The organism is Streptomyces sp. DT224 (genome assembly GCF_049844595.1).
Classification (GTDB): Bacteria; Actinomycetota; Actinomycetes; order Streptomycetales; family Streptomycetaceae; genus Streptomyces.
Genome location: NZ_JBNCLI010000001.1, coordinates 323,585 through 346,869 on the forward strand (window position 1 = coordinate 323,585; position 23,285 = coordinate 346,869).

Below are 23,285 nucleotides of genomic sequence, written 5' to 3' on the forward strand. Positions count from 1 at the left end.
AGGAGGCCGGCTGATGGCACGGCGATACGACTGCAACGACGCGACCGACCGCACGACGGGGCTGCGCGAAGCCGCGTCGGCCGTCCGCCGCGGCGAGCTCGTCGTGCTGCCCACCGACACCGTGTACGGGATCGGCGCGGACGCCTTCGCCTCCGAGGCGGTCGGCGACCTCCTGGAGGCCAAGGGCCGGGGCCGCAACATGCCCTCGCCGGTCCTCATCGGGTCCCCGAACACCCTGCACGGCCTGGTCACCGACTTCTCCGAGCAGGCGTGGGAGCTGGTCGACGCCTTCTGGCCGGGCGCCCTGACCCTGGTTGCCAAGCACCAGCCGTCGCTCCAGTGGGACCTCGGCGACACCCGGGGCACGGTCGCCGTCCGGATGCCGCTGCACCCGGTCGCCATCGAGCTCCTCACCGAGGTCGGCCCGATGGCCGTGTCCAGCGCCAACCTGACCGGCCACCCGTCGCCGGAGGACTGCGACGCCGCCCAGGAGATGCTCGGCGACTCCGTCTCCGTCTACCTCGACGGCGGCCCGACCCCCGGCATCGTGCCCTCCTCCATCGTCGACGTCACCGGCAAGGTGCCCGTCCTGCTGCGCGCCGGAGCGCTCTCGGCGGAGGAGCTGCGCAAGGTGGTACCCGACCTCGAGGTGGCCAATTGACCGCCCCCGAGGGGCGTGGCATAGCGGGGCGGCCCGACACTTTCCGCATCCTCCACGTCAGCACCGGCAACGTCTGCCGCTCGCCGATCACCGAGCGGCTGACCCGGCACGCCCTGGTGCACCGGCTGGGGGACCCGCTCCAGGGCGGGCTGATTGTGGAGAGCGCCGGAACCTGGGGCCACGAGGGCGCCCCGATGGAGGCCAACGCCGAGGTGGTCCTCGCCGACTTCGGCGCCGACGCCACCGGCTTCACCGGCCGTGAGCTGCTGGACGAGCACGTGATCCGTGCCGACCTCGTGCTCACGGCCACCCGCGACCACCGCGCCCAGGTCATCTCCATGGGCCACTCGGCCGGGCTGCGCACGTTCACGCTCAAGGAGTTCACCAGGCTGGTCCGGGCCATAGACCCGGCCACCCTGCCCGACGCCCGGGAGGAGGGCGTGATCGAGCGCGCCCGCGCCCTGGTGCGGGCCGCCGCGGCGCTGCGGGGCTGGCTGCTGGCCCCGACCGCGGACGCCGACGAGGTCCACGACCCGTACGGCGCCCCGATCACCTTCTTCCGTTCCGTCGGCGACGAGATCAGCCAGGCCCTGGACCCGGTCGTCACCGCGCTGACCGGCGTCTCCGCGCCCCGCTGACGTCCTCCGTGCAACCATCGTGGGCGGCTCCGTGTCCTCGACCATGGGACCGACCTAGTTAAGGTGTGGGCTGAGATGGCCGGCGATATCTGTGGGGCAGCCCGTGCGTGATTACCTGCTGACACTCTGTGTCACGGCCGCTGTGACCTACTTGCTCACCGGACCGGTGCGCAAGTTCGCCATCGCGGTCGGGGCGATGCCCGCGATCCGCGCGCGCGACGTCCACCGCGAACCGACGCCGAGGCTCGGCGGCATCGCGATGTTCGGCGGGCTGTGCGCGGGGCTCATCGTCGCCAACCACCTCGCCAACCTCGACGGTGTCTTCGAGCTCTCCAGCGAACCGAGGGCGCTGCTCTCCGGGGCGGCGCTGATCTGGCTGATCGGGGTCCTCGACGACAAGTTCGAGATCGACGCCCTGATCAAGCTGGGCGGGCAGATGCTCGCCGCCGCCGTCATGGTCCTCCAGGGCCTCACGATCCTGTGGCTGCCGATCCCGGGCGTCGGCACGGTCGCCCTCACCCCGTGGCAGGGCACGCTGCTCACCGTGGCGCTGGTCGTCATCACCATCAACGCGGTCAACTTCGTGGACGGCCTGGACGGGCTCGCGGCGGGCATGGTGCTCATCGCCGCAGCCGCGTTCTTCCTGTACACCTACCGGCTCTGGTACGGGCACACCATCGAGGCCGCCGCCCCGGCGACGCTGTTCGCGGCGATCCTGATGGGCATGTGCCTCGGCTTCCTGCCGCACAACATGCACCCCGCGCGGATCTTCATGGGCGACTCGGGGTCGATGCTCATCGGCCTCGTGCTCGCGGCCGGCGCGATCTCGGTGACCGGACAGGTCGACCCGGACAACATGAGGCTCTTCGAGGGCAGTGAGCGCCAGGCGACCCACGCGATGCTCCCGGTGTTCATCCCGCTGCTGCTGCCGCTGACCATCATCGCGATCCCGGCGGCGGACCTGGTGCTGGCGATCGTGCGGCGCACCTGGAACGGCCAGTCGCCCTTCGCGGCGGACCGGGGCCACCTCCACCACCGCCTGCTCAACATCGGCCACTCGCACAGCCGGTCGGTGCTGATCATGTACTTCTGGTCGGCGCTGATCGCCTTCGGTGCGGTGGGGTACTCGGTGCACTCGACGTCCCTGTGGATCGTGATCGTGATCGTCGGGCTGAGCGCGCTCGGGCTGATCCTGCTCCTGCTGCCCGCGTTCACCCCGCGCGCCCCGCGCTGGGCGGAACGCTTCGTGCCGCCGCGCTACCGCCGCGGGCGGCGTCGCGGGGAGGGGCCGGGGGCCGCGTCGGAGGAGGCCGCAGAAGGCCAACAGGGGCCCGTGGACGGCCAGATGGAGACGGGTGCGACCGGTGGGGCGGAGGGTGCCCCCGGGGAGCGTGAGGCGGCTGCCGGGGCGCCTGTCGCCGCGGGTGTCTCGGGCGTCAACGGAGCGACCGCCATCGGCCACCGTTCGCGTACGACTGACCGTCGGGCGGCCGGTTCCACCCGACGGTGAAACGGGCACCGGTGCCCATTAGCAGGCGAATTGAAGCTGTGTCTCGCTCACGCGTGCTCGTTAGCCCTCACGTGTGACAGCAAGCACACTTTCTAGGTAAAGACCTCATCAAATAGTTTGTGATACCGTTCACGAAGCCCGGTGACAGAGCCGAAGGACCTGATGTAGCACGGTCCATCGGCCCGAGGCATCGACTCGGACCGGGCCTACGCTCGTCCATGACGACACACTGCCCACCCCCTGCAAGCGGAGCTGCCGCCATGCCGTCCAACGACGTCCGGACTCTCCTCCAGACCGCCGTACCCACCGCTGTCGCCGGCGCCGTAGCCGCCGCGATCAGCGCTGGCGTCGCGGGCGGCAAGGGAGCCCTGGGCGCGATCGTGGGGACGATCGTGGTCATCCTCTTCATGGGCATCGGACTCCTGGTCCTGCAACGGACCGCCCGGTCCATGCCCCACCTCTTCCAGGCGATGGGACTCGCGCTCTACACGGCGCAGCTCCTGCTCCTGTTCATCTTCGTCGCCGTGTTCAAGAACACCTCGCTGTTCAACCCGAAGGCGTTCGCGATCACCCTGGTCGCGACGACCCTCGTGTGGATCGGCGCACAGGCGCGTGCGCACATGAAGGCCAAGATCCTTTACGTGGAACCCGAGTCCGAGAAGGCCGACAAGGCCGGGAAACCGGGGTCCGACGCGTGAAGGGTAGGGGCGGAATAAGTGCGGGGTCAGGACCCTGCTATCGTCCGGTTCCAACTGCGGCACTGCGGGCGCGTGCATGTGAGCTGACGCCTGCTCGATCGCGAGGCTCACATGCCTGACTGCCGCTCACACATCCGAAACACCAGTCCAGTGCCGAACCGCGGCTGCGCGCCGCGCCGACACAACGAGGTTGCCGTACCTATGCGCCACGCTGAAGGAGCCCGCGGTGAGTGCTGACCCGACACAGGTGCTCGCCTTCGAGACCGATTGCCACCTCTTCGACGGTTGTGGCTTTCCGGCACCCGGCCTGCACTCGTTCCTGTTCGAGCCCCTCTGGGGCGACGCGGACAGCAACGTGTACTTCAACAAGACGATGCTGCTGGCCCTGCTCGGCTCGGTGATCATCGTTGGCTTCTTCTGGGCCGCCTTCCGCAAGCCGAAGTTGGTGCCCGGCAAGCTCCAGATGACGGCCGAGGCCGGATACGACTTCATCCGCCGCGGCATCGTCTACGAGACGATCGGCAAGCGCGACGGCGAGAAGTACGTGCCGCTGATGGTCTCCCTGTTCTTCGTCATCTGGATGATGAACCTCTGGTCCATCATCCCGGTTGCCCAGTTCCCCGTGACGGCGATCATCTCGTACCCGGCCGCACTGGCCGCGATCGTCTACTTCCTGTGGGTCGGACTGACCTTCAAGAAGCACGGCTTCGTCGGCGCCCTCAAGAACTTCTCGGGTTACGACAAGAGCCTCGGCGGGGTCCTGCCGCTCTCGATGACCATCGAGTTCTTCTCGAACCTGCTGGTCCGGCCGTTCACGCACGCGGTCCGGCTCTTCGCCAACATGTTCGCGGGCCACACGCTCCTGCTGCTCTTCACGATCGCCAGCTGGTACATGCTCAACGGCATCGGGATCGCCTACGCAGGTGTGTCGTTCGTGATGGTCATCGTGATGACCGCCTTCGAACTCTTCATCCAGGCTGTTCAGGCTTACGTCTTCGTGCTGCTGGCCTGCAGCTACATCCAGGGCGCTCTCGCCAAGGGCCACTGAGCACCCCACTCCTGAAGCACCCGGTGGCCAACCCCCACCGGACATTGAAAGAGAAGGAAGAACCGGCATGTCCGCTCTCCAGACCCTCGCCGCCGGCGTCGAAATCAAGGGCAACCTCGGCTCGATCGGTTACGGCCTCGCCGCGATCGGCCCCGGCGTCGGCATCGGCATCATCTTCGGTAACGGCACCCAGGCGCTCGCCCGTCAGCCCGAGGCTGCCGGTCTCATCCGCGCCAACCAGATCCTCGGCTTCGCCTTCTGTGAGGCGCTCGCCCTGATCGGTCTGGTCATGCCGTTCGTCTACCCGACCTCCTGACCGGTCGCGAACAGCCCATTCGACGGAAGGCACTGACGTGAACCCCCTGGTTCAGCTCGCGGCGGAGGAGACGGAAAACCCGCTCATTCCGCCGATCCCTGAGCTCGTCATTGGCCTCATCGCTTTCGTCATCGTCTTCGGCTTCCTCGCCAAGAAGCTCCTCCCGAACATCAACAAGGTTCTGGAAGAGCGCCGCGAGGCCATCGAAGGCGGGATCGAGAAGGCCGATGCGGCCCAGACCGAGGCCCAGAGCGTTCTTGAGCAGTACAAGGCTCAGCTCGCCGAGGCCCGCCACGAAGCCGCTCGTATGCGCCAGGAGGCGCAGGAGCAGGGCGCCGTGATCCTGCAGGAAATGCGTGCCGAGGGCCAGCGCCAGCGCGACGAGATCGTCGCCGCCGGCCACGCCCAGATCGAGGCCGACCGCAAGGCCGCCGCCGCCGCGCTGCGCCAGGACGTGGGCAAGCTCGCCACCGACCTGGCCGGCAAGCTCGTCGGTGAGTCCCTGGAGGACCACGCCCGCCAGAGTGGCACCGTCGACCGCTTCCTCGACGAGCTCGAAGCGAAGGCCGAGGCCGTCCGATGAACAGCGCGAGCCGCGAGGCACTGGCTGCCGCACGCGAGCGCCTCGACGCGCTGACCGACTCCACGTCGGTCGACGCGGCGAAGCTCGCCGAGGACCTGGCCGGCGTCACGGCGCTGCTGCACCGCGAGGTGTCGCTGCGCCGGGTCCTGACCGACCCGGCGCAGCCGGGCGAGGCCAGGGCCGAGCTGGCAGGCCGCCTGCTCGGCGGCCAGGTGGGCGGCGAAGCCGTGGACCTGGTCTCCGGCATGGTCCGCTCGCGCTGGTCGCAGTCGCGTGACCTGGTCGACGCGGTCGAGGAGCTGGCGAACACCGCCGACCTCACCGCAGCCCAGCGCACCGGCGCCCTGGACGACGTCGAGGACGAACTCTTCCGGTTCGGCCGCATCGTCGCCTCGGACACCGGCCTGCGTGCCGCGCTCACCAGCCGGACCGCGACCCCCGCCGCCAAGGGCGAGCTGCTCCGCAGCCTGCTCGGCGGCAAGGCGCGGCCCGCCACCGAGCGCGTCATCGTGCGGCTTGTCACCCAGCCGCGTGGACGTAGCCTGGAAGCGGGACTCGACTCCCTCTCCAAGCTGGCCGCGGAGCGCCGGGAGCGCATGGTCGCGATCGTCACCTCCGCGGTGCCGCTCAGCGATCGGCAGAAGCAGCGCCTGGGTGCCGCCCTGGCGAAGATCTACGGCCGCCAGATGCACCTGAACCTGGACGTGGACCCCTCGGTCCTCGGCGGGATCGCGGTACGGGTCGGCGACGAGGTCATCAACGGCACCATCGCGGACCGCCTCGACGAGGCGACCCGTCGCATGGCCGGCTGACGCAGGCGCAGCGCAACAGAACAGAGCAAGACCAGCGGCCCGGTTGGGCCGTGCAGAAACTGCAGAAGATTCCTGGGGGTCGGCCCCCAGACCCCCTTAAGAAACTTCGGGCCCAACAAGGAGAGCAGGGAACCCAGATGGCGGAGCTCACGATCCGGCCGGAGGAGATCCGGGACGCGCTGGAGAACTTTGTCCAGTCGTACAAGCCGGACGCGGCCTCGCGCGAGGAGGTCGGTACGGTCAGCGTTGCCGGCGACGGCATCGCGAAGGTGGAGGGCCTGCCCTCCGCCATGGCGAACGAGCTGCTGAAGTTCGAGGACGGCACCCTCGGTCTCGCCCTCAACCTCGAGGAGCGCGAGATCGGTGCGATCGTCCTCGGCGAGTTCAGCGGCATCGAGGAGGGCCAGCCGGTGCAGCGCACCGGTGAGGTGCTCTCCGTCGGCGTCGGCGAGGGCTACCTCGGCCGCGTCGTCGACCCGCTCGGCAACCCGATCGACGGTCTCGGCGAGATCGCGACCGACGGCCGCCGCGCCCTCGAGCTGCAGGCCCCTGGCGTCATGGTCCGTAAGTCGGTGCACGAGCCGATGCAGACCGGCTACAAGGCCGTCGACGCCATGGTGCCGATCGGCCGCGGCCAGCGTCAGCTGATCATCGGCGACCGCCAGACGGGTAAGACCGCCCTGGCCGTCGACACGATCATCAACCAGCGCGACAACTGGCGCTCGGGCGACGTGAACAAGCAGGTGCGCTGCATCTACGTCGCCATCGGTCAGAAGGGCTCGACGATCGCCTCCGTGCGCGGCGCCCTCGAAGAGGCCGGTGCGCTCGAGTACACGACCATCGTCGCCGCCCCGGCGTCCGACCCGGCCGGCTTCAAGTACCTCGCGCCGTACACCGGCTCGGCCATCGGCCAGCACTGGATGTACCAGGGCAAGCACGTCCTGATCATCTTCGACGACCTCTCGAAGCAGGCCGACGCCTACCGCGCCGTCTCCCTGCTGCTGCGCCGTCCGCCGGGCCGTGAGGCGTACCCCGGCGACGTCTTCTACCTCCACTCGCGTCTGCTGGAGCGCTGCGCCAAGCTCTCCGACGACATGGGTGCCGGTTCGATGACGGGTCTGCCGATCGTCGAGACGAAGGCGAACGACGTGTCGGCGTTCATCCCGACCAACGTCATCTCCATCACCGACGGCCAGTGCTTCCTGGAGTCCGACCTGTTCAACGCCGGCCAGCGTCCGGCTCTGAACGTCGGTATCTCGGTCTCCCGCGTCGGTGGCTCCGCCCAGCACAAGGCCATGCGCCAGGTGTCCGGCCGGCTCCGCGTGGACCTCGCCCAGTACCGCGAGCTGGAGGCGTTCGCCGCCTTCGGTTCCGACCTGGACGCGGCCTCGAAGGCGTCGCTGGAGCGCGGTAAGCGCATGGTCGAGCTGCTGAAGCAGCCGCAGTACGCCCCGTTCCCGGTCGAGGAGCAGGTCGTCTCCGTCTGGGCCGGCACCAACGGCAAGATGGACGACGTCCCGGTCGAGGACATCCGCCGCTTCGAGACGGAGCTGCTGGAGTACCTGCGCCGCGAGCGCAAGGACCTCCTCACCAGCATCCGCGAGGGCGCCAAGATGTCCGACGACACGCTGCAGGCGATCGCCGACGCCGTCGCCGCCTTCAAGCAGCAGTTCGAGACCTCGGACGGCAAGCTCCTGGGCGAGGGCTGATCGATGGGCGCTCAGCTTCGCGTTTACAAGCGCCGCATCCGCTCCGTCACCGCCACGAAGAAGATCACCAAGGCGATGGAGATGATCGCCGCCTCGCGCATCGTCAAGGCGCAGCGCCAGGTGGCGGCGTCGACGCCGTACGCCACCGAGCTGACCCGCGCGGTGACGGCGGTGGCGACCGGCTCCACCACCAAGCACCCGCTGACCACCGAGGCCGAGTCCCCGGCCCGGGCCGCGATCCTGCTCATCACGAGCGACCGCGGTCTGGCCGGCGGTTACTCCTCCAACGCCATCAAGGCCGCGGAGAAGCTGACCGAGCGGCTGCGCGGTGAGGGCAAGGAGGTCGACACGTACGTGATCGGCCGCAAGGGTGTCGCCTACTACGGGTTCCGCGAGCGCAAGATCGCGGACTCGTGGACCGGCTTCACCGACAGCCCGACGTACGCGGATGCCAAGCGGGCGGCTGCGCCCCTGATCGAGGCGGTGTCCAAGGAGACCGCCGAGGGCGGCGTCGACGAGCTGCACATCGTCTTCACGGAGTTCGTGTCGATGATGACGCAGAACCCGGTCGACGACCGGATGCTGCCGCTCAGTCTCGGTGCCACGGAGCAGGAGACCGGCAAGGGCGAGATCCTGCCGCTCTTCGACTTCGAGCCGTCGGCGGAGGACGTCCTCGACGCCCTGCTTCCGCGGTACGTCGAGAGCCGTATCTACAACGCGCTGCTGCAGGCCGCTGCTTCCGAGCACGCCGCCCGCCGCCGCGCGATGAAGTCGGCCACCGACAACGCCGGTGAGCTCATCAAGACGCTCTCCCGGCTTGCCAACGCGGCCCGCCAGGCCGAAATCACCCAGGAAATCAGCGAGATCGTCGGTGGTGCCAGTGCGCTGGCCGACGCGACCGCGGGGAGTGACAAGTAATGACGACCACAGTTGAGACGGCCGTTGCCACGGGCCGCGTCGCCCGGGTCATCGGCCCGGTCGTCGACGTGGAGTTCCCCGTCGACGCGATGCCGGAGATCTACAACGCGCTGACCGTCGAGGTGGCCGACCCGGCCGAGGACGGCAAGCTCAAGACGCTGACGCTCGAGGTCGCCCAGCACCTCGGTGACGGCGTGATCCGTGCGATCTCGATGCAGCCGACCGACGGTCTGGTCCGCCAGGCCCCGGTCACCGACACGGGCACCGGCATCACGGTCCCCGTCGGCGACATCACCAAGGGCAAGGTGTTCAACACCCTTGGCCAGATCCTGAACAAGCCCGAGGCCGAGGCCGAGGTCACCGAGCGCTGGCCGATCCACCGCAAGGCGCCCAACTTCGACCAGCTCGAGTCCAAGACCGAGATGTTCGAGACCGGCGTCAAGGTCATCGACCTCCTCACCCCGTACGTCAAGGGTGGAAAGATCGGTCTGTTCGGTGGTGCCGGTGTCGGCAAGACCGTGCTGATCCAGGAGATGATCTACCGCGTCGCCAACAACCACGACGGTGTGTCGGTGTTCGCGGGCGTCGGTGAGCGCACCCGTGAGGGCAACGACCTCATCGAGGAGATGGCCGACTCCGGCGTCATCGACAAGACGGCGCTCGTCTTCGGCCAGATGGACGAGCCGCCGGGGACCCGTCTCCGCGTCGCCCTGGCCGGTCTGACCATGGCGGAGTACTTCCGCGATGTGCAGAAGCAGGACGTGCTCTTCTTCATCGACAACATCTTCCGGTACACCCAGGCCGGTTCCGAGGTGTCCACCCTGCTCGGCCGTATGCCGTCCGCGGTGGGTTACCAGCCGAACCTGGCCGACGAGATGGGTCTGCTCCAGGAGCGCATCACGTCGACCCGCGGTCACTCGATCACCTCGATGCAGGCGATCTACGTCCCCGCGGACGACCTGACCGACCCGGCGCCGGCGACCACCTTCGCCCACCTCGACGCGACGACGGTTCTCTCCCGTCCGATCTCCGAGAAGGGCATCTACCCGGCCGTGGACCCGCTGGACTCCACGTCCCGGATCCTGGACCCGCGGTACATCGCCGCGGACCACTACGAGGCCGCCATGCGCGTCAAGGGGATCCTCCAGAAGTACAAGGACCTCCAGGACATCATCGCGATCCTCGGTATCGACGAGCTGGGCGAGGAGGACAAGCTCGTTGTCCACCGTGCCCGTCGCGTCGAGCGCTTCCTGTCGCAGAACACCCACGTCGCCAAGCAGTTCACCGGCGTGGACGGTTCGGACGTTCCGCTCGACGAGTCGATCGCCGCGTTCAACTCGATCTGCGACGGTGAGTACGACCACTTCCCCGAGCAGGCGTTCTTCATGTGCGGTGGCATCGAGGACCTGAAGGCCAACGCCAAGGAGCTCGGCGTCTCCTGAGCCCCCGGCTCACCGAGGGGGGCGGGTGCGTCCCGTCCCCCTCACCACGCCCCGTAGAATTGACCCAACACCCGGCACGACCGCCGGGTGGTGACCCGAGGAGCCACCCTTGGCTGCTGAGCTGCACGTCGAGCTGGTCGCCGCGGACCGCAGTGTCTGGTCCGGCGAGGCCACCCTGGTCGTCGCGCGCACCACGTCCGGCGACATCGGCGTCATGCCCGGTCACCAGCCGCTTCTGGGTGTGCTGGAATCGGGCCCGGTGACGATCCGTACGAGCGAGGGCGCGACCGTCGTCGCCGCCGTGCACGGCGGTTTCATCTCGTTCGCCGACGACAAGCTCTCGCTTCTCGCGGAGATCGCGGAGCTTGCCGACGAGATCGACGTCGAGCGCGCCGAGCGTGCGCTCGAGCGTGCGAAGTCGGACACGGACGCCGTTTCCGAGCGGCGCGCCGAAGTACGACTGCGTGCGGTGGCGGCACACTAGCCACCTCACGACATGGCTTTACCCTCAGCCGCGGCCCGTGCCGGAGACCCCTCCGGACCGTGTCGCGGCTGAGGCGATGCAGATGCAGATGACGTACGGACGGACATCCGTTCACTCGACGACGCGAGGAGGTCGGTGGAGATGTACCTCGCGCTGTGGGTGGGCGGACTGGTCGTCGCACTGGTCGCGCTGGGACTCTTCGTCTTCGGTCTGCGCCGGCGGCTGATCCAGCGCTCCGGCGGGACCTTCGACTGCAGCCTCCGGTGGAACGTACCCGAGGAACCCGACCTGTCCGGCAAGGGCTGGGTGTACGGCGTCGCCCGGTACAGCGGCGACAAGGTGAACTGGTTCCGGGTCTTCAGCTACTCGCCGCGTCCGCGCCGGGTCCTTGAGCGGTCCGCGATCGAGGTCGTGGCCCGCCGGATGCCGGAGGGCGAGGAGGAGCTGGCGCTGCTCTCCGACGCGATCGTGCTCGGCTGCCTCCACCGGGAGACCCGCCTGGAGCTGGCGATGAGCGAGGACGCGCTGACCGGCTTCCTCGCCTGGCTGGAGGCGGCCCCGCCGGGCCAGCGAGTCAATGTGGCCTGAACAGGGGTCTCGCTGGAAGGGGGCACCTCCCCGGACGGAGTCCGGGGGAAGGTGAACGCGGCCTGAGAGCCGCGTACGGCATGCGAAAACCGGGGAGACAGGGGGCGGACCTGTCTCCCCGGCGTTTTCGGGGGGTGTGCCTCGGGGTTACTTGAGGCCGGTGTTCATCGCGCTCACGAGTTCACCGTTGCTGGTGTCGCCGCTGAACTCCCAGAAGAACGCGCCTCCCAGGCCCTGCGTCTTCGCCCAGGCCATCTTGGACTTGATGGTGGCCGGGGTGTCGTAGCTCCACCAGTTGGTGCCGCAGTGGGCGTACGCGGTGCCGGCGATCGTGCCGGTCGTCGGGCAGGTGTTCTTGAGGACCTTGTAGTCCTCGATGCCCGCTTCGTACGTGCCGGGGGCTGCGCCGGTGGCGGTGCCGCCGGGCGCGTCCTGGGTGACACCGGTCCAGCCGCGGCCGTAGAAGCCGATGCCGAGCAGCAGCTTGGACGCGGGGACGCCCTGGGCCTTCAGCTTGGCGATGGCGTCGGCGGAGTTGAAGCCGGCGATCGGGATGCCGGAGTACGAGTTCAGCGGGGAGTGCGGGGCGGTCGGGCCCTTCGCGTCCCAGGCGCCGAAGAAGTCGTACGTCATCACGTTGTACCAGTTGAGCGACTGCGCGGCACCGGCGTAGTCCGCGAGGTCGATCTTGCCGCCCTGGGAGCCGTCGGCCGTGATGGCGGCGGTGACCAGGTTGCTGCTGCCGAACTTGGTGCGCAGCGCCGAGGTGAGCTTCTTCAGCGCGTCCGGGCCGCTGGTGTCACAGGTCAGGCCGCAGGCGTTGGGGTACTCCCAGTCGATGTCGATGCCGTCGAAGACATCGGCCCAGCGCGGGTCCTCGACCAGCTTGTAGCAGGAGTCGGCGAACGCGGCCGGGTTCTTCGCGGCCTCACCGAAGCCGCCGGACCAGGTCCAGCCGCCGAAGGACCACAGCACCTTGATATGGGGGTACTTCGCCTTCAGCTTGCGCAGCTGGTTGAAGCTGCCGCGCAGCGGCTGGTCCCAGGTGTCGGCGACACCGTCCACGGACTTGTCCGCGGTGTACGCCATGTCGTAGTCGGCGTACGAGTCGCCGATGGTGCACTTGCCGCCCTGGACGTTGCCGAAGGCGTAGTTGATGTGCGTGATCTTCGCGGCCGAACCGGAGGTGTCCATGTTCTTGACGTGGTAGTTCCGGCCGTAGACGCCCCAGTCGGTGAAGTAGCCGAGGTTGACCTTGTCGCCGGTGCCCGGCTCGCCGGGGTCGGTGCCACCGCCGCCGGTGGTGTGGACCTTGACCGCGCCGCTGACCGGGCCGGTCTGGCCGGCGGTGTCCCGCGCCTGCACGCTGTACGAGTAGTCCGTGCCCGCGGTGAGGCCGGTGTTCGTGTACGTGGTGCCGGTGACCGTGGCGACGACCGCGCCGTCCCGCAGGACGTCGTAGTTCTTGACGCCCTTGTCGTCGGTGGCCGCGGTCCAGCTGAGCTTCACCGAGGTGTCGGTGATGCCGCTCGCGGTGGGGGTGCCCGGCGCCGACGGGGGATTGTCACCCGGGACGGTGGTGCCGCCGTCGCAGGAGGCGCCGTTCAGCGTGCAGTTGGTGGCGGCGCCGCTGCCGGAGCCGGTGCCGTTGAAGCCGAAGGAGACGCTGGCGCCGGGGGCGATGGTGCCGTTCCAGCCGAGGTTCTTGGCGGTCCAGTGGTTGCCCGTGTGGGTGACGGTGGCGTCCCAGGCGGAACCGACGCCGGTGCCGGTGGGGAAGTCCCACTCGATGGTCCAGGAGCTGAGGGACGTGGTGCCGGTGTTCTTCACCGTCCACTGGCCCTCGAATCCGGTGCCCCAGTCGGACTTCTTGAGGTACGTGGCCGTGGCGGAGGTCGCCGCCTCGGCGGGGGAGGCCATGCCGACCATGGCGGCAAGGGGCAGGAGCAGTGCGGTGAGGCCCGCGACGGCTCTGCTTCTGGTGGCTCGACCGGTCCCGAGTCTGAATCGGGTCCGGCGGGGGGTCTCAGTGCTCAACGGTGCTCCTCGGGTGAGGTCCGGACATACGGGGTGGTCCGTGAACTGCAACCCTGCGCCGCCCTGAGCCCGCTTTTGTCATGGCAGGCTCACCGCAGTGTGTTCGGTGAGATTAAGAAGGTCTGGACCAATCGTCAAGAGGTCCAGACCAAAGACCGTGGCCGTCCGCCGAATAAACGTCAGACGCCCAACTCCTGCGCCAGCACGGCCGCCTGGACCCGGCTGCGCAGCTCAAGCTTCCCCAGCAACCGGCTGACGTGCGTCTTCGCCGTCGCCTCGGCCATGGAGAGCCGGTCGGCGATCTCCGCGTTCGACAGCCCCTCGCCGAGGCACCCGAGCACCTCGCGCTCCCGCCGGGTCAGCGCCTCCAGAACCGAGGCGTCCGGAGCGTCCACCGTCCGTACGGAGGTGGCCCCCGCGAACTCCGCGATCAGCCGCCGCGTCACGGCCGGCGCGATCAGCCCCTCGCCGCGCGCCACCGTGCGCACCGCGTCGAGCAGCCCGGCCGCCTCGGTGTCCTTCAGCAGGAACCCGGAGGCCCCCGCCCGCAGCGCCCCGAACACGTACGCGTCCAGGTCGAACGTCGTCAGCACCAGGACGTCCGCCAGCCCCTCGCCGGTCACCTGCCGGGTGGCCGACACCCCGTCCAGGCGCGGCATCTGCACGTCCATCAGCACCACGTCCGGCCGCAGCTCGCGGGCCAGCCGCACCGCCTCCTCGCCGTCCCCCGCCTCCCCGACGACCTCGATGTCCGGCGCACTGCCCAGGATCAGCACAAGGCCCGCCCGTACCGCCGTCTGGTCCTCCGCGACCAGCACCCGGATCGTCATGGCTCCCCGTCTCCTTCCTCCACGGGCAGCTCCGCCCGTACCCGCCACGTCCCGTCCTCCGGGCCGGCCTCGAACTCCCCGCCGAGCAGCGCGACCCGTTCCCGCATCCCCACCAGACCGGCCCCCGACCCCGGCGCGCGCGGCCCCGGCCGCTCCCCGAGCACGCTGCTCACCTCCACCGTCAGCCGCCGCCCCGCCCGCCCCAGCCGCACCGTGACCGGGCCCGGCGCCGCGTGCTTGAGCGCGTTGGTCAGGGACTCCTGCACGATCCTGTACGCGGCCAGTTCGACCGGCGCAGGCAGGGGTACCCCGCCGTCCCTGGCGTCCTCCAGTACGCAGGCCAGCCCGCCCGCCGCCGCTGCGGCCCGGTGCTGCTCGATCAGCGCGTCCAGCGAGCCGAGCGTCGGCGAACTGCTGGGCTCCGGATCGGCCCCGCCGGTGCGCAGCAGCCCGATCAGGCGGCGCATTTCGGCCAGACCCTCGACGCTGTTCTCCCGGATCACCCCGAGGGCGGTGCGGGAGGTCTCGGGGTCGCCGATGGAGAGCGCGGCGGTGGAGTGGATCGCGATCGCTGACAGGTGGTTGGCGACCAGGTCGTGCAGTTCCCGCGCCATCCGGGCCCGCTCGGCGGTCACCGCCTGGGTGCGGTCCATCTCGGCGAGCAGGGCGGTCTGGTCGGCCCGCAGCCGGGCGGCCTCGGCGGCGTCCCGGTGGTTGCGGACGCTGACCCCGGTGAGGGCGGGCACGAAGACGACGAGGGCGCTGACGATGCCGATGAGCAGGGCATCGGGGCTGCGGAACCAGGCGAGCGAGCCGATGGTGACGACGAGGGAGATCAGGAAGGTGACCACCGGGATGCGGCGGGCGGCCGCCGGGGTCCCGTACAGCACCGCCGCGTACATGACGTCGGTGTACATCGCCACGGTGGCCAGATTGCCGTGGGTGCACTGGTCCGCGACGAGCGCGAGGGTGCCGATGGCCAGGGCGGTGCGCGGCGAGGTCCTGCGCAGCAGCTCCGCCGCCGACATCACGACGAGCGGGACCAGGGGGAGGCGGGTGTCCCCGAGGACGTCACCGGCCCGCATGTAGAGGTTGAGCAGCCACAGCACCAGTCCGCCGAGCAGCCCGGAGACCGCGATGAGCACGTCGTCGCGGTGGGGGCGGGGAAGGGCGGGAGTCGGCACTACATCGAAGTATGCAGCCGGCTCTCGTCACCTGGGCGGACGATCCGGGACCGCGCGGCGGTCAGGCTGGAAGGGAGCGAAAAGGAGCGGACCCGTGATCGTCACATTGATCGTCGCCTGCGAGATCGCCTTCTGGGTGCTGCTGGCCGCCGGCCTGGCGCTGCGCTACGGGGCGCGCAAGCCGCGCCTGGGCGCCGCCGTGCTGCTGTGCGAACCGGTGCTGGAGCTCGTCCTGCTCGCGGTGACCGCCGTGGACCTGAGGAACGGCGCCGAGCCGGACTGGAAGCACGGGCTCGCCGCGGTCTACATCGGCTTCACGGTGGGCCTCGGGCACTCCACCATCAAGTGGGCCGATGCCCGGGTCGCGCACCGGTTCGCCGGCGGCCCGCCCCCGGTGAAGCCGCCGAAGTACGGGAAGGCGCGGGCGGTGCACGAGTGGAGGACCGCCGGCCGGTGGTGCGCCGCCGCGGTGACGGCCCTGGTCCTGCTCCAGGCGGCGGCCTGGTACGTCGGGGGGAACGGGGACGTGAGTGCGCTGCGGTCCTGGCAGCGCACGATGCTGCTGGTGATCGGGATCAATCTGGTGATCGCGGCGAGCTACACGGTGTTCCCGAAGCGGGCGCCGGGCCCGGATGCCTAGCGCTCGCCGCCCGGCACCCACAGCACGTCGCCGACCTCCTTGTTCGCCACCCGGGCCAGGATGAACAGCAGGTCCGAGAGGCGGTTGAGGTAGGTCGCCGTCAGCGCGTTCATCACCTCGCCGTGCACCTCCATCGCCGCCCAGGTGGACCGCTCGGCACGCCGGACCACGGTGCACGCTTGGTGCAGCAGCGCGGCGCCCGGCGTACCGCCCGGGAGGATGAAGCTGCGGAGCTTCTCCACCTGCTCCAGGTAGTGGTCGCAGTCGGCCTCCAGCTTGTCGACGTACGACTGCTCCACCCGCAGCGGCGGGTACTTCGGGTTTTCCACCACCGGCGTCGACAGGTCCGCGCCCACGTCGAACAGGTCGTTCTGTACGCGGACGAGGACCTTCACGACGTCCTCGTCCAGCTGCCCGAGGGCGATCGCGGTGCCGATGACCGCGTTGGCCTCGTTGGTGTCGGCGTACGCGGAGATCCGCAGATCGGTCTTGGCGGTGCGGCTCATGTCACCGAGGGCGGTGGTGCCCTTGTCGCCGGTACGGGTGTAGATGCGCGTCAGATTGACCATGCGGTCAGCCTAGTTAGGCCCCGGCCTTCCGGAAGACACCTGTGCCCACTGTCACGGCCGCGGCGGCGAAGCCCAGGGCGACCAGGGCCCCGTACAGCATGTGCCCGGTGGCGTACGAGCCCGTGTACGCGTCCCGCACCGCGTCCACCAGGTAGCGGAACGGCGTGAAGTGCGAGAGGACGTCCAGCCACTTCGGGCCGAGCGTCATCGGCAGCATCAGGCCGGAGAGCAGCATGGCGGGCATGGTGAGCGCGTTGATGACGGGGCCGAACTCCTGAGGCGTGGAGACCCGCATGGCCAGTGCGTACGAGAGCGAGGCCAGCGAGACCGTCAGCAGGCCGACGAAGACGAAGCCGATCAGCACCCCGGGCAGCGGCGCGCGCAGTCCCATCAGTACGGCGACGAGCACCAGCAGGACCGCCTGGAACATGAAGAGCAGCGCGTCCCGCAGCACCCGGCCCAGCAGCAGCGCCGCCCGGCTCACCGGGGTCACCCGCATCCGCTCGACCACCCCGGTCGACTTGTCGATGATGAGGCCGAACCCGGCGAACGAGGCGCCGAACAGGCCGAGCTGGAGCAGCAGTCCGGGCACCAGGATCTGCCAGGAGTCGACGTCGTCCCGGCCGAGCGGCAGCTCGGTGAGCAGCGGCCCGAAGAAGAGCAGGTAGAGCAGGGGCATCAGGATGCCGAAGAGGATCTGGAACTTGGAGCGCAGGGTCTGGCGGGCGTAGCGCCCGAAGATCAGCGCGGTGTCGTGCAGCAGCATGGGTGTCCCGGGAGGTGTCAGACCGCGAGGGGAGCGGTGTCGGCGGCGGGGGCGCGTCCGGTGAGGGCCAGGAAGGCGTCCTGGAGCGTGGCGTCGGGGGAGCCCGCGTACCTGGTCCTGAGCGCGGCCGGGGTGCCCTCCGCCGCCACCAGGCCGCCGTCGACGACGACGAGCCGGTCGGCGAGCGCGTCCGCCTCGTCCAGGTAGTGCGTGGTGAGCACCACGGTGGTGCCGTGTGCGTCGCGGAGCCGGCGCACCAGGTCCCAGAGGTCGGCGCGGCTGCCCGGGTCGAGCCCGGTGGTCGGCTCGTCCAGGAAGAGCACGGCGGGGCGGTGGGTGAGCCCCATGGCGATGTCGAGGCGGCGGAGCTGACCGCCGGAGAGCGTCGCGGTCCGCCGGTCGAGCAGGTCCGACAGGCCGAGTTCCCCGGCGAGTTCAGCGGCCCGGGCGGCCGCCGCCGCCTTGCCGAGCCGGTACATCCGGCCCTGGGTGACCAGCTCCTCCCGCACGGTGGTGTGCGGGTCGACCCCGCCCGACTGGGCGACGTAACCGCACTGTGCGCGTACGCCCGCCGGGTCACCGACGAGGTCGCGGCCGGCGACGGTGGCCGCGCCGCCGGTGGGGGAGAGCAGCGTGGTGAGCATGCGCAGGGTGGTCGTCTTGCCCGCGCCGTTGGGGCCGAGCAGGCCGAGGATCTCGCCGGCCGCGACGGTCAGGTCGAGGCAGCGGACGGCCTCGACGGGGCCGGACTTGCTCATGAAGGTCCGGGCGAGCCCGGAGGTACTGATGACGGTCATGCGCCCACAAAAACAGAGTCACTGTAAAAATGCAATGACTCCAAATTTACAGAGACACCAGACGATCTACGATGGACGCATGGCTGAGGGACTCAGGGAGCGCAAGAAGCGGCAGACCAGGCAGCACCTCTCGGACGTGGCCACCGGCCTCTTCCTGGAGCGCGGCTTCGACGCGGTGACGATCGCCGAGATCGCCCACGCCGCCGACGTCTCGGTCAACACCGTGTACAACTACTTCCCCGCCAAGGAGGACCTGTTCCTCGACCGGAGCATGGGCGTCGTGGAGCGCCTCTCGCGGTACGTCAGGGGCCGCGACGAGGGCGAGTCCGCGGCCGACGCCGTGTTGCGGGAGCTGCGCATCCAGGTCGAGGGCGTGTCGCCGACCGTCGGGCTGATGGAGGGGTACGCGCGCTTCATGCGGGTGATCGAGGAGGCCGACAGCCTCAAGGCCCGCCTCTGGCACATCCAGCAGGAGGCGGCGCAGCACCTGGAGGCCACCCTCGTGGAGGTGAGCGGCGCCGGGGCGGGGGACCGGACGCCGGTTCTGGTGGCCGGTCAGCTCTCCTGGGTCCACGGCACCCTCATGGGGTACATCGGTCAGGAGATGGTGGCCGGCCGCAAGCCCGCCGAGGTGTCCCGGGACGCGCTCGTGCTGCTGGACGACATCGAGGACCTGCTGGGCGAAAAGGTGCTCAACTACGCCCGGCTCGCCGCCGAATGACGGCCCCCGGTGTGATGTCCGTCATTTGAGACGTGACGCGCATCTCTTCGCGGCCCCAGCGCCCGCCCCGGGTACTAACCTCCGCCGAAGGGCATGGACCAGAACCAGCGACACATACAGAGGGGTGCCAACGTGGCCAGGAAGCTCGCCGTCATCGGAGCCGGACTCATGGGGTCCGGCATCGCGCAGGTCTCCGCCCGGGCCGGCTGGGACGTCGTCCTGCGCGACGTCACCGACGAGGCCCTGACCCGCGGCCGTGACGGCATCAAGGGCTCCTTCGACAGGTTCGTCGCCAAGGGTAAGCTGGACGCGGCCGACGCCGAGGCCGCGCTCGGCCGGATCACCACGACCACCGACCTCGACGCCGTCGCCGACGCGGACATCGTGGTCGAGGCCGTCTTCGAGAAGCTGGAGGTGAAGCACGAGATCTTCCGGTCGCTCGACAAGATCGTCCGGGACGACACCGTGCTCGCCTCCAACACCTCCGCCATCCCGATCACCAAGATCGCGGCCGTGACGGAGCGCCCGGAGCGCGTGGTCGGCGTCCACTTCTTCTCGCCGGTTCCGATGATGCAGCTCTGCGAGCTCGTACGCGGCTACAAGACCAGCGACGAAACCCTCGCCACCGCGCGGGAGTTCGCCGAGTCCGTAGGCAAGACCTGCATCGTCGTCAACCGCGACGTGGCCGGCTTCGTCACCACCCGGCTGATCTCGGCGCTCGTGGTCGAGGCCGCCAAGCTGTACGAGTCGGGCGTCGCCACGGCCGAGGACATCGATGTCGCCTGCAAGCTCGGTTTCGGCCACGCGATGGGGCCGCTCGCGACCGCGGACCTCACCGGCGTCGACATCCTGCTGCACGCCACGAGCAACATCTACACCGAGTCGCAGGACGAGAAGTTCGCCGCCCCGGAGCTGATGCGCCGGATGGTCGATGCAGGTGACATCGGGCGCAAGAGCGGGCAGGGCTTCTACACCTACTGATCATTTTCGGTCCGGTCCGGCTGATCCGCTGTCAGCCAGGCCGGGTGCCGTTCGGGGGAACGCCGTCCGGAACCACCGGATCCACCAGCGTTCGCGGCCGTCCCGCATCACTCTGCGGAGTGAATTCGGTATCGGTTCGCTTACAGACGGCAACTACCCTGTCGCTGCCGCAGTCAGTTGGGGCAGAGACAGTTTCGGACAGACGGACCGGGCCACGGAGCATTCCAGGGGAGCGCATATGCACATCAGGGGCGACCACGCCGAGCTGGTCGTCGGGGGCCGCCTCGACGTCCGAAGCGCGGCGGACGCCCGTACGGTCCTGCACTCGGCCCTGGACGACGGCGTCGGCGATCTGGTGCTCGACCTGACCGAGCTGGATTCGTGGGACGCCACCGGTCTCGGCGTCATCATGGGCGCACACCGCAGGGCCGGGCGCGCCGGACGGCGCCTCGTGCTGCGCGGCGTGCCTCCGCAGATGCAACGCCTGCTGGTGGCCACCCGGCTGCACCGCATCCTCGCCATCGAGGGCGGGATCGCGGCGGAGTCCCTGCCCCGCGTCTGAGGATCGTACGGGGACTCCCCGTGCCCCCTCGGTGACCGTACGGCGAGAAGGCACACAATCCTCACGAGACCGTGATCTCGGGGCGGCGCGCCACCCCGGATGGTCGTGGATACTGTGCGAAGGTTTAGGGTTCGGCCGTCTGCCGATTGACGGGACCCGACCCGGCGGACACCGGACCGTGGGCGGCATCTGGACGTGCGAGGCCGGGAGGGACAACCGTGCTCGACGCGTCTTGGGGGCTTTGGCGATGGACCCGATACACCGGGGGCCGGAAGAGTTCGGCGACGGCAGCAAGGACTACGCCGAGGAGGCCGGCCGGCGCCGGCCTTCGCGCGATCCGCTGACCCCGGATTTCGGTCAGCAAACACCGCGGCAGGCCCGGATGGTCACCCTTGTCGCCGGTGACCTGACGCTCACCGTCAACCCGGTCGACGGCAGCGAGGTCGAGCCGTGCCCGCCCGGTGAGCGGCCCGCCGCCCCCGTCCGCCGCACCCCCGCCGAGCGCGCCGCCCGCGCCCGCGCCGCGGCGCCCCCCGTGCCGCCCGGCCCGCCCGTCCCCCAGTTGCCGCTGCTGCGGCGCGACGAGGAACGCGAACGGCTGACCCGCCTCCTGGCCCGCGGCCGCTCCGTCCGGCTCACCGGACCGGCGGGTTCCGGCCGTTCCGCCCTGCTCGACGCCGTCGCCGCCGACTGCGCGGACTTCGCGCCCGACGGGGTCGTCCGCCTCAGCGGTCACAAGCGCACCGCCACCGACCTGCTGTACGCGCTCTTCGACGCCGTCCACGACGCCCCCCTGCACCGGCCGGACCGGGCGCTCCTGCTGGAGACGCTGCGCTCCACCGGCGCCGTCGTTGTCCTGGACGACCTGGAACTCGGCGGCGCCGCCCTGGACGAACTGCTCGACGCCACCCCCGAGTGCGCCTTCCTGCTCGCCGCGACGCCCGAGATCGCCGCGCCGGGCGCCGACTCCGCCGTCGAAGAGGTCTTCCTCACCGGACTCGACCGCGCCACCTCCGTGGACCTGCTGTGCCGGGTGGTCGAACGGCAGCTCACCGAGGAGGAGGCCAACTGGGCCGGAGACCTCTGGTTCGAGTCCGAGGGCCTGCCCCTGCGCTTCGTCCAGGCCGGTGCGCTGCTGCGCCAGCGCGACCTGCTGCGCACCGACGCCACCGCGTACGACGAGTACGGCTATCTGGAGAACCGGCCCGCCGACGCGCCGCCCGCGCCCGGGGTGGCCGGGGAATCCGATGTGCCGCTGCCCAGCCTCGGCGAAGGCGCGGCGCCCGCGGCCCTGCTCGCCTCCCGGATGAGCGACGCCGCCCGCGACACGCTCCGGTTCGCGGTGGCCCTCGGCGGTGAGGTGCCGCACCAGGCCCATCTGCCCGCGCTCGTCGGGGACACCCACGCCGACGCCGCCCTCGGCGAGCTGGCCGGCTGCGGGCTGCTCTCGCCGTCCGGCTCCCGTTACCGGCTGGCCGCCGGGGTCCAGGCCCAGCTGACGGCCGCCGGTTACGAGGACGGCGCCGTCGACCGGGCCCGCACCGCCGCCCAGCACTACGCCTGGTGGACCGGGCACCCCTCGGTGACCCCCGAGCGGGCGACCGCCGAGGCCGACGCGATCATCGCCGCGATGGGCCGGCTCGTGCCGGGGGAGGGGGCCGGAGGGACGAGCGCCGCCGTGCTCCTCGCCCGCAGCGCGGCGCCCGCCTTCGCGGCCGGGCTGCACTGGGGGGCCTGGGAGCGGGCCCTGCGGATCGGCCAGGAGGCCGGCCGGCTCGCCGGTGAGGTCGCGGAAGAGGCGTACTTCCACCACGAGTTGGGCGTCCTCGCGCTCTGTACCGGTCACCCCGACCGGGCCAGGGCCGAGCTGGAGACCGCCATCAGCATGCGCGGGGCGCTCGCCGACAAGAGCGGTGCGGTGGCCGGGCGGCGCGCCCTCGCCCTGGTCGAGGACCGGGCCGGGGACGGGCCGGTGGCGGCGGAGGACGGGGCGTTCGCCGCGTCGCCGCCGCTGGGGGTGCCGGCCGTCGTCCCGGTCTCGATGACGAGCGCGTTCGCCGACACCGCCGTGGTGCCCCGCCAGGAGCCGGTGACGGTGCCGGTGCCCGCGCCTGCGGCGGGCGGCGGCAAGGGTGCGGCGCGGGGCGGGCCGCTGGCCCTCATCGGCGGCGCCCGGCGCAACCTGGTCGCCGCCGGTGCGGGGGTGCTGCTGGCCGGGGTCCTCGGCACGGTGGTGACGCTCGGCCTGACGTCGAGCAGCGACCCGCAGGGCGGGACCGGTACGTCGACCGAGCAGGAGGCGCCGGACGACGACGGCGTCTACGACGCGGATGTGGAGACCGGGGAGCCGGCGGACGGGCCGTCCACGACCGAGGCGCCTTCGGGGTCCGCGTCCTCGTCGGTCTCGGCGACGCCCTCCGCCACGGGGAGCAGGTCGGCGCCGGCCGGTGGGGTGTCGCCCTCGGCGACGTCCTCGTCGCCGGACGCGCCGTCGTCCCCCGGGTCGCCGTCGTCGCCCCGGGCGACGGAGTCGTCGCCGAAGCCGACGTCTTCGTCGCCGACGCCCACGAAGTCGGCGTCCTCACCTACGCCGACGGAGACCGGGACGGACTCGCCGAGCCCGGGGGAGACGGACACGGACGAGCCGGATCCGGACGAGCCGGGCACGAAGCCGGGTACCCCGGAGCAGGCGAGCGACAGCCCGTCGGGGGCGTAGCGCTCCTCGAAGGCGCCGGCCCCCGGGTCCCGTCCTCGATCGCCGGACGGGCTGGAAAGGGCCGACGGGCTCGAG

The 23,285-nt window shown here is 70.4% G+C and carries 24 protein-coding genes; 18 read left to right on the top strand and 6 right to left on the bottom strand.

Annotated elements, in window-relative coordinates; genetic code table 11:
• Positions 1-13 precede the first annotated feature (13 nt).
• From ACLQ2N_RS01510 to ACLQ2N_RS01570, 13 genes are all read left to right on the top strand, one after another.
• Positions 14-661: an L-threonylcarbamoyladenylate synthase gene (locus ACLQ2N_RS01510; RefSeq protein ID WP_425808473.1), complete on the top strand. Its 648-nt coding sequence runs from the start codon at positions 14-16 to the stop codon at positions 659-661.
• Positions 658-1,299 (top strand): protein-tyrosine-phosphatase, encoded by a 642-nt coding sequence (locus ACLQ2N_RS01515; RefSeq protein WP_425808474.1) that lies wholly within the window; start codon positions 658-660, stop codon positions 1,297-1,299. The genes ACLQ2N_RS01510 and ACLQ2N_RS01515 overlap by 4 nt, the downstream gene beginning before the upstream one ends.
• A gap of 91 nt (positions 1,300-1,390) precedes the next feature.
• Positions 1,391-2,809 carry an MraY family glycosyltransferase gene (locus ACLQ2N_RS01520; protein WP_425808475.1) on the top strand — a complete coding sequence of 473 codons (1,419 nt, stop codon included), beginning with the start codon at positions 1,391-1,393 and terminating at the stop codon, positions 2,807-2,809.
• A gap of 260 nt (positions 2,810-3,069) precedes the next feature.
• Entirely contained in the window at positions 3,070-3,507 is a 438-nt protein-coding gene (locus ACLQ2N_RS01525) for a hypothetical protein (RefSeq protein WP_403987707.1), read from the top strand.
• A gap of 226 nt (positions 3,508-3,733) precedes the next feature.
• Positions 3,734-4,555, top strand: a complete 822-nt coding sequence (gene atpB / locus ACLQ2N_RS01530; RefSeq protein ID WP_425808476.1) for a F0F1 ATP synthase subunit A — start codon at positions 3,734-3,736, stop codon at positions 4,553-4,555.
• A 67-nt stretch (positions 4,556-4,622) separates the two neighbouring features.
• Positions 4,623-4,871 carry an ATP synthase F0 subunit C gene (atpE, locus tag ACLQ2N_RS01535; protein WP_018102636.1) on the top strand — a complete coding sequence of 83 codons (249 nt, stop codon included), beginning with the start codon at positions 4,623-4,625 and terminating at the stop codon, positions 4,869-4,871.
• 37 nt (positions 4,872-4,908) lie between these two features.
• Entirely contained in the window at positions 4,909-5,454 is a 546-nt protein-coding gene (locus ACLQ2N_RS01540) for a F0F1 ATP synthase subunit B (RefSeq protein WP_425808477.1), read from the top strand.
• Entirely contained in the window at positions 5,451-6,266 is an 816-nt protein-coding gene (locus tag ACLQ2N_RS01545; protein WP_164399146.1) for a F0F1 ATP synthase subunit delta, read from the top strand. Before ACLQ2N_RS01540 ends, ACLQ2N_RS01545 begins: the two co-directional genes overlap by 4 nt.
• Positions 6,267-6,403: 137 nt before the next feature.
• Positions 6,404-7,975 carry a F0F1 ATP synthase subunit alpha gene (gene atpA / locus ACLQ2N_RS01550; protein WP_111338206.1) on the top strand — a complete coding sequence of 524 codons (1,572 nt, stop codon included), beginning with the start codon at positions 6,404-6,406 and terminating at the stop codon, positions 7,973-7,975.
• A 3-nt stretch (positions 7,976-7,978) separates the two neighbouring features.
• Positions 7,979-8,893, top strand: a complete 915-nt coding sequence (locus ACLQ2N_RS01555) for a F0F1 ATP synthase subunit gamma (RefSeq protein WP_164399147.1) — start codon at positions 7,979-7,981, stop codon at positions 8,891-8,893.
• Positions 8,893-10,335 carry a F0F1 ATP synthase subunit beta gene (gene atpD, locus ACLQ2N_RS01560; RefSeq protein ID WP_330313744.1) on the top strand — a complete coding sequence of 481 codons (1,443 nt, stop codon included), beginning with the start codon at positions 8,893-8,895 and terminating at the stop codon, positions 10,333-10,335. Before ACLQ2N_RS01555 ends, atpD begins: the two co-directional genes overlap by 1 nt.
• Positions 10,336-10,444: 109 nt before the next feature.
• Positions 10,445-10,819 (top strand): F0F1 ATP synthase subunit epsilon, encoded by a 375-nt coding sequence (locus tag ACLQ2N_RS01565; RefSeq protein WP_425808478.1) that lies wholly within the window; start codon positions 10,445-10,447, stop codon positions 10,817-10,819.
• A gap of 141 nt (positions 10,820-10,960) precedes the next feature.
• Complete coding sequence (locus tag ACLQ2N_RS01570; RefSeq protein ID WP_020207372.1) at positions 10,961-11,407, top strand: DUF2550 domain-containing protein; 447 nt, start codon at positions 10,961-10,963, stop codon at positions 11,405-11,407.
• A 147-nt stretch (positions 11,408-11,554) separates the two neighbouring features.
• On the opposite strand, the gene ACLQ2N_RS01575 is transcribed toward ACLQ2N_RS01570, so the two are convergent.
• The 3 genes from ACLQ2N_RS01575 to ACLQ2N_RS01585 form a co-directional block, all read right to left on the bottom strand.
• A complete protein-coding gene (locus tag ACLQ2N_RS01575; protein WP_425808479.1) occupies positions 11,555-13,444 on the bottom strand; it encodes a glycosyl hydrolase family 18 protein in 1,890 nt (629 codons plus the stop codon).
• Positions 13,445-13,623: 179 nt separating this feature from the next.
• Positions 13,624-14,274, bottom strand: coding sequence for a response regulator (locus ACLQ2N_RS01580; RefSeq protein ID WP_425808480.1), 651 nt, complete (start codon positions 14,272-14,274; stop codon positions 13,624-13,626).
• Positions 14,271-15,458, bottom strand: a complete 1,188-nt coding sequence (locus ACLQ2N_RS01585; RefSeq protein ID WP_425808481.1) for a sensor histidine kinase — start codon at positions 15,456-15,458, stop codon at positions 14,271-14,273. The genes ACLQ2N_RS01580 and ACLQ2N_RS01585 overlap by 4 nt, the downstream gene beginning before the upstream one ends.
• A 94-nt stretch (positions 15,459-15,552) precedes the next feature.
• On the opposite strand from ACLQ2N_RS01585, the gene ACLQ2N_RS01590 reads away from it, so the two are divergent.
• Complete coding sequence (locus ACLQ2N_RS01590) at positions 15,553-16,098, top strand: hypothetical protein (RefSeq protein ID WP_425808482.1); 546 nt, start codon at positions 15,553-15,555, stop codon at positions 16,096-16,098.
• On the opposite strand, the gene ACLQ2N_RS01595 is transcribed toward ACLQ2N_RS01590, so the two are convergent.
• From ACLQ2N_RS01595 to ACLQ2N_RS01605, 3 genes are read right to left on the bottom strand one after another with little or no spacing between them, the layout of a single operon-like run.
• Positions 16,095-16,667: a cob(I)yrinic acid a,c-diamide adenosyltransferase gene (locus ACLQ2N_RS01595; protein WP_425808483.1), complete on the bottom strand. Its 573-nt coding sequence runs from the start codon at positions 16,665-16,667 to the stop codon at positions 16,095-16,097. The two genes, ACLQ2N_RS01590 and ACLQ2N_RS01595, sit on opposite strands and share 4 nt — an antisense overlap.
• Before the next feature lie 13 nt (positions 16,668-16,680).
• Entirely contained in the window at positions 16,681-17,433 is a 753-nt protein-coding gene (locus ACLQ2N_RS01600) for an ABC transporter permease (RefSeq protein ID WP_425808484.1), read from the bottom strand.
• Between the two features lie 17 nt (positions 17,434-17,450).
• Complete coding sequence (locus ACLQ2N_RS01605; RefSeq protein WP_425808485.1) at positions 17,451-18,230, bottom strand: ABC transporter ATP-binding protein; 780 nt, start codon at positions 18,228-18,230, stop codon at positions 17,451-17,453.
• A gap of 79 nt (positions 18,231-18,309) precedes the next feature.
• On the opposite strand from ACLQ2N_RS01605, the gene ACLQ2N_RS01610 reads away from it, so the two are divergent.
• From ACLQ2N_RS01610 to ACLQ2N_RS01625, 4 genes are all read left to right on the top strand, one after another.
• Complete coding sequence (locus ACLQ2N_RS01610) at positions 18,310-18,951, top strand: TetR/AcrR family transcriptional regulator (protein WP_425808486.1); 642 nt, start codon at positions 18,310-18,312, stop codon at positions 18,949-18,951.
• Positions 18,952-19,083: 132 nt separating this feature from the next.
• Positions 19,084-19,932: a 3-hydroxyacyl-CoA dehydrogenase family protein gene (locus ACLQ2N_RS01615; RefSeq protein ID WP_425808487.1), complete on the top strand. Its 849-nt coding sequence runs from the start codon at positions 19,084-19,086 to the stop codon at positions 19,930-19,932.
• 238 nt (positions 19,933-20,170) lie between these two features.
• Positions 20,171-20,494 (top strand): STAS domain-containing protein, encoded by a 324-nt coding sequence (locus ACLQ2N_RS01620; RefSeq protein WP_018102617.1) that lies wholly within the window; start codon positions 20,171-20,173, stop codon positions 20,492-20,494.
• 247 nt (positions 20,495-20,741) lie between these two features.
• Positions 20,742-23,210 carry an ATP-binding protein gene (locus ACLQ2N_RS01625; protein WP_425808488.1) on the top strand — a complete coding sequence of 823 codons (2,469 nt, stop codon included), beginning with the start codon at positions 20,742-20,744 and terminating at the stop codon, positions 23,208-23,210.
• The last annotated feature ends 75 nt before the right edge of the window (positions 23,211-23,285 follow it).

Bases quoted from the DNA above. Each gene is read 5' to 3' on its own strand.
- ACLQ2N_RS01570 (WP_020207372.1), top strand. From the start codon at position 10,961: ATGTACCTCGCGCTGTGGGTGGGCGGACTGGTCGTCGCACTGGTCGCG.
- atpE (WP_018102636.1), top strand. From the start codon at position 4,623: ATGTCCGCTCTCCAGACCCTCGCCGCCGGCGTCGAAATCAAGGGCAAC.
- ACLQ2N_RS01545 (WP_164399146.1), top strand. From the start codon at position 5,451: ATGAACAGCGCGAGCCGCGAGGCACTGGCTGCCGCACGCGAGCGCCTC.
- ACLQ2N_RS01580 (WP_425808480.1), bottom strand. From the start codon at position 14,274: ATGACGATCCGGGTGCTGGTCGCGGAGGACCAGACGGCGGTACGGGCG.
- ACLQ2N_RS01510 (WP_425808473.1), top strand. From the start codon at position 14: ATGGCACGGCGATACGACTGCAACGACGCGACCGACCGCACGACGGGG.
- ACLQ2N_RS01555 (WP_164399147.1), top strand. From the start codon at position 7,979: ATGGGCGCTCAGCTTCGCGTTTACAAGCGCCGCATCCGCTCCGTCACC.
- ACLQ2N_RS01525 (WP_403987707.1), top strand. From the start codon at position 3,070: ATGCCGTCCAACGACGTCCGGACTCTCCTCCAGACCGCCGTACCCACC.
- ACLQ2N_RS01625 (WP_425808488.1), top strand. From the start codon at position 20,742: ATGGACCCGATACACCGGGGGCCGGAAGAGTTCGGCGACGGCAGCAAG.
- ACLQ2N_RS01605 (WP_425808485.1), bottom strand. From the start codon at position 18,230: ATGACCGTCATCAGTACCTCCGGGCTCGCCCGGACCTTCATGAGCAAG.
- ACLQ2N_RS01610 (WP_425808486.1), top strand. From the start codon at position 18,310: ATGGCTGAGGGACTCAGGGAGCGCAAGAAGCGGCAGACCAGGCAGCAC.
- atpA (WP_111338206.1), top strand. From the start codon at position 6,404: ATGGCGGAGCTCACGATCCGGCCGGAGGAGATCCGGGACGCGCTGGAG.
- ACLQ2N_RS01600 (WP_425808484.1), bottom strand. From the start codon at position 17,433: ATGCTGCTGCACGACACCGCGCTGATCTTCGGGCGCTACGCCCGCCAG.
- ACLQ2N_RS01620 (WP_018102617.1), top strand. From the start codon at position 20,171: ATGCACATCAGGGGCGACCACGCCGAGCTGGTCGTCGGGGGCCGCCTC.
- ACLQ2N_RS01595 (WP_425808483.1), bottom strand. From the start codon at position 16,667: ATGGTCAATCTGACGCGCATCTACACCCGTACCGGCGACAAGGGCACC.
- atpD (WP_330313744.1), top strand. From the start codon at position 8,893: ATGACGACCACAGTTGAGACGGCCGTTGCCACGGGCCGCGTCGCCCGG.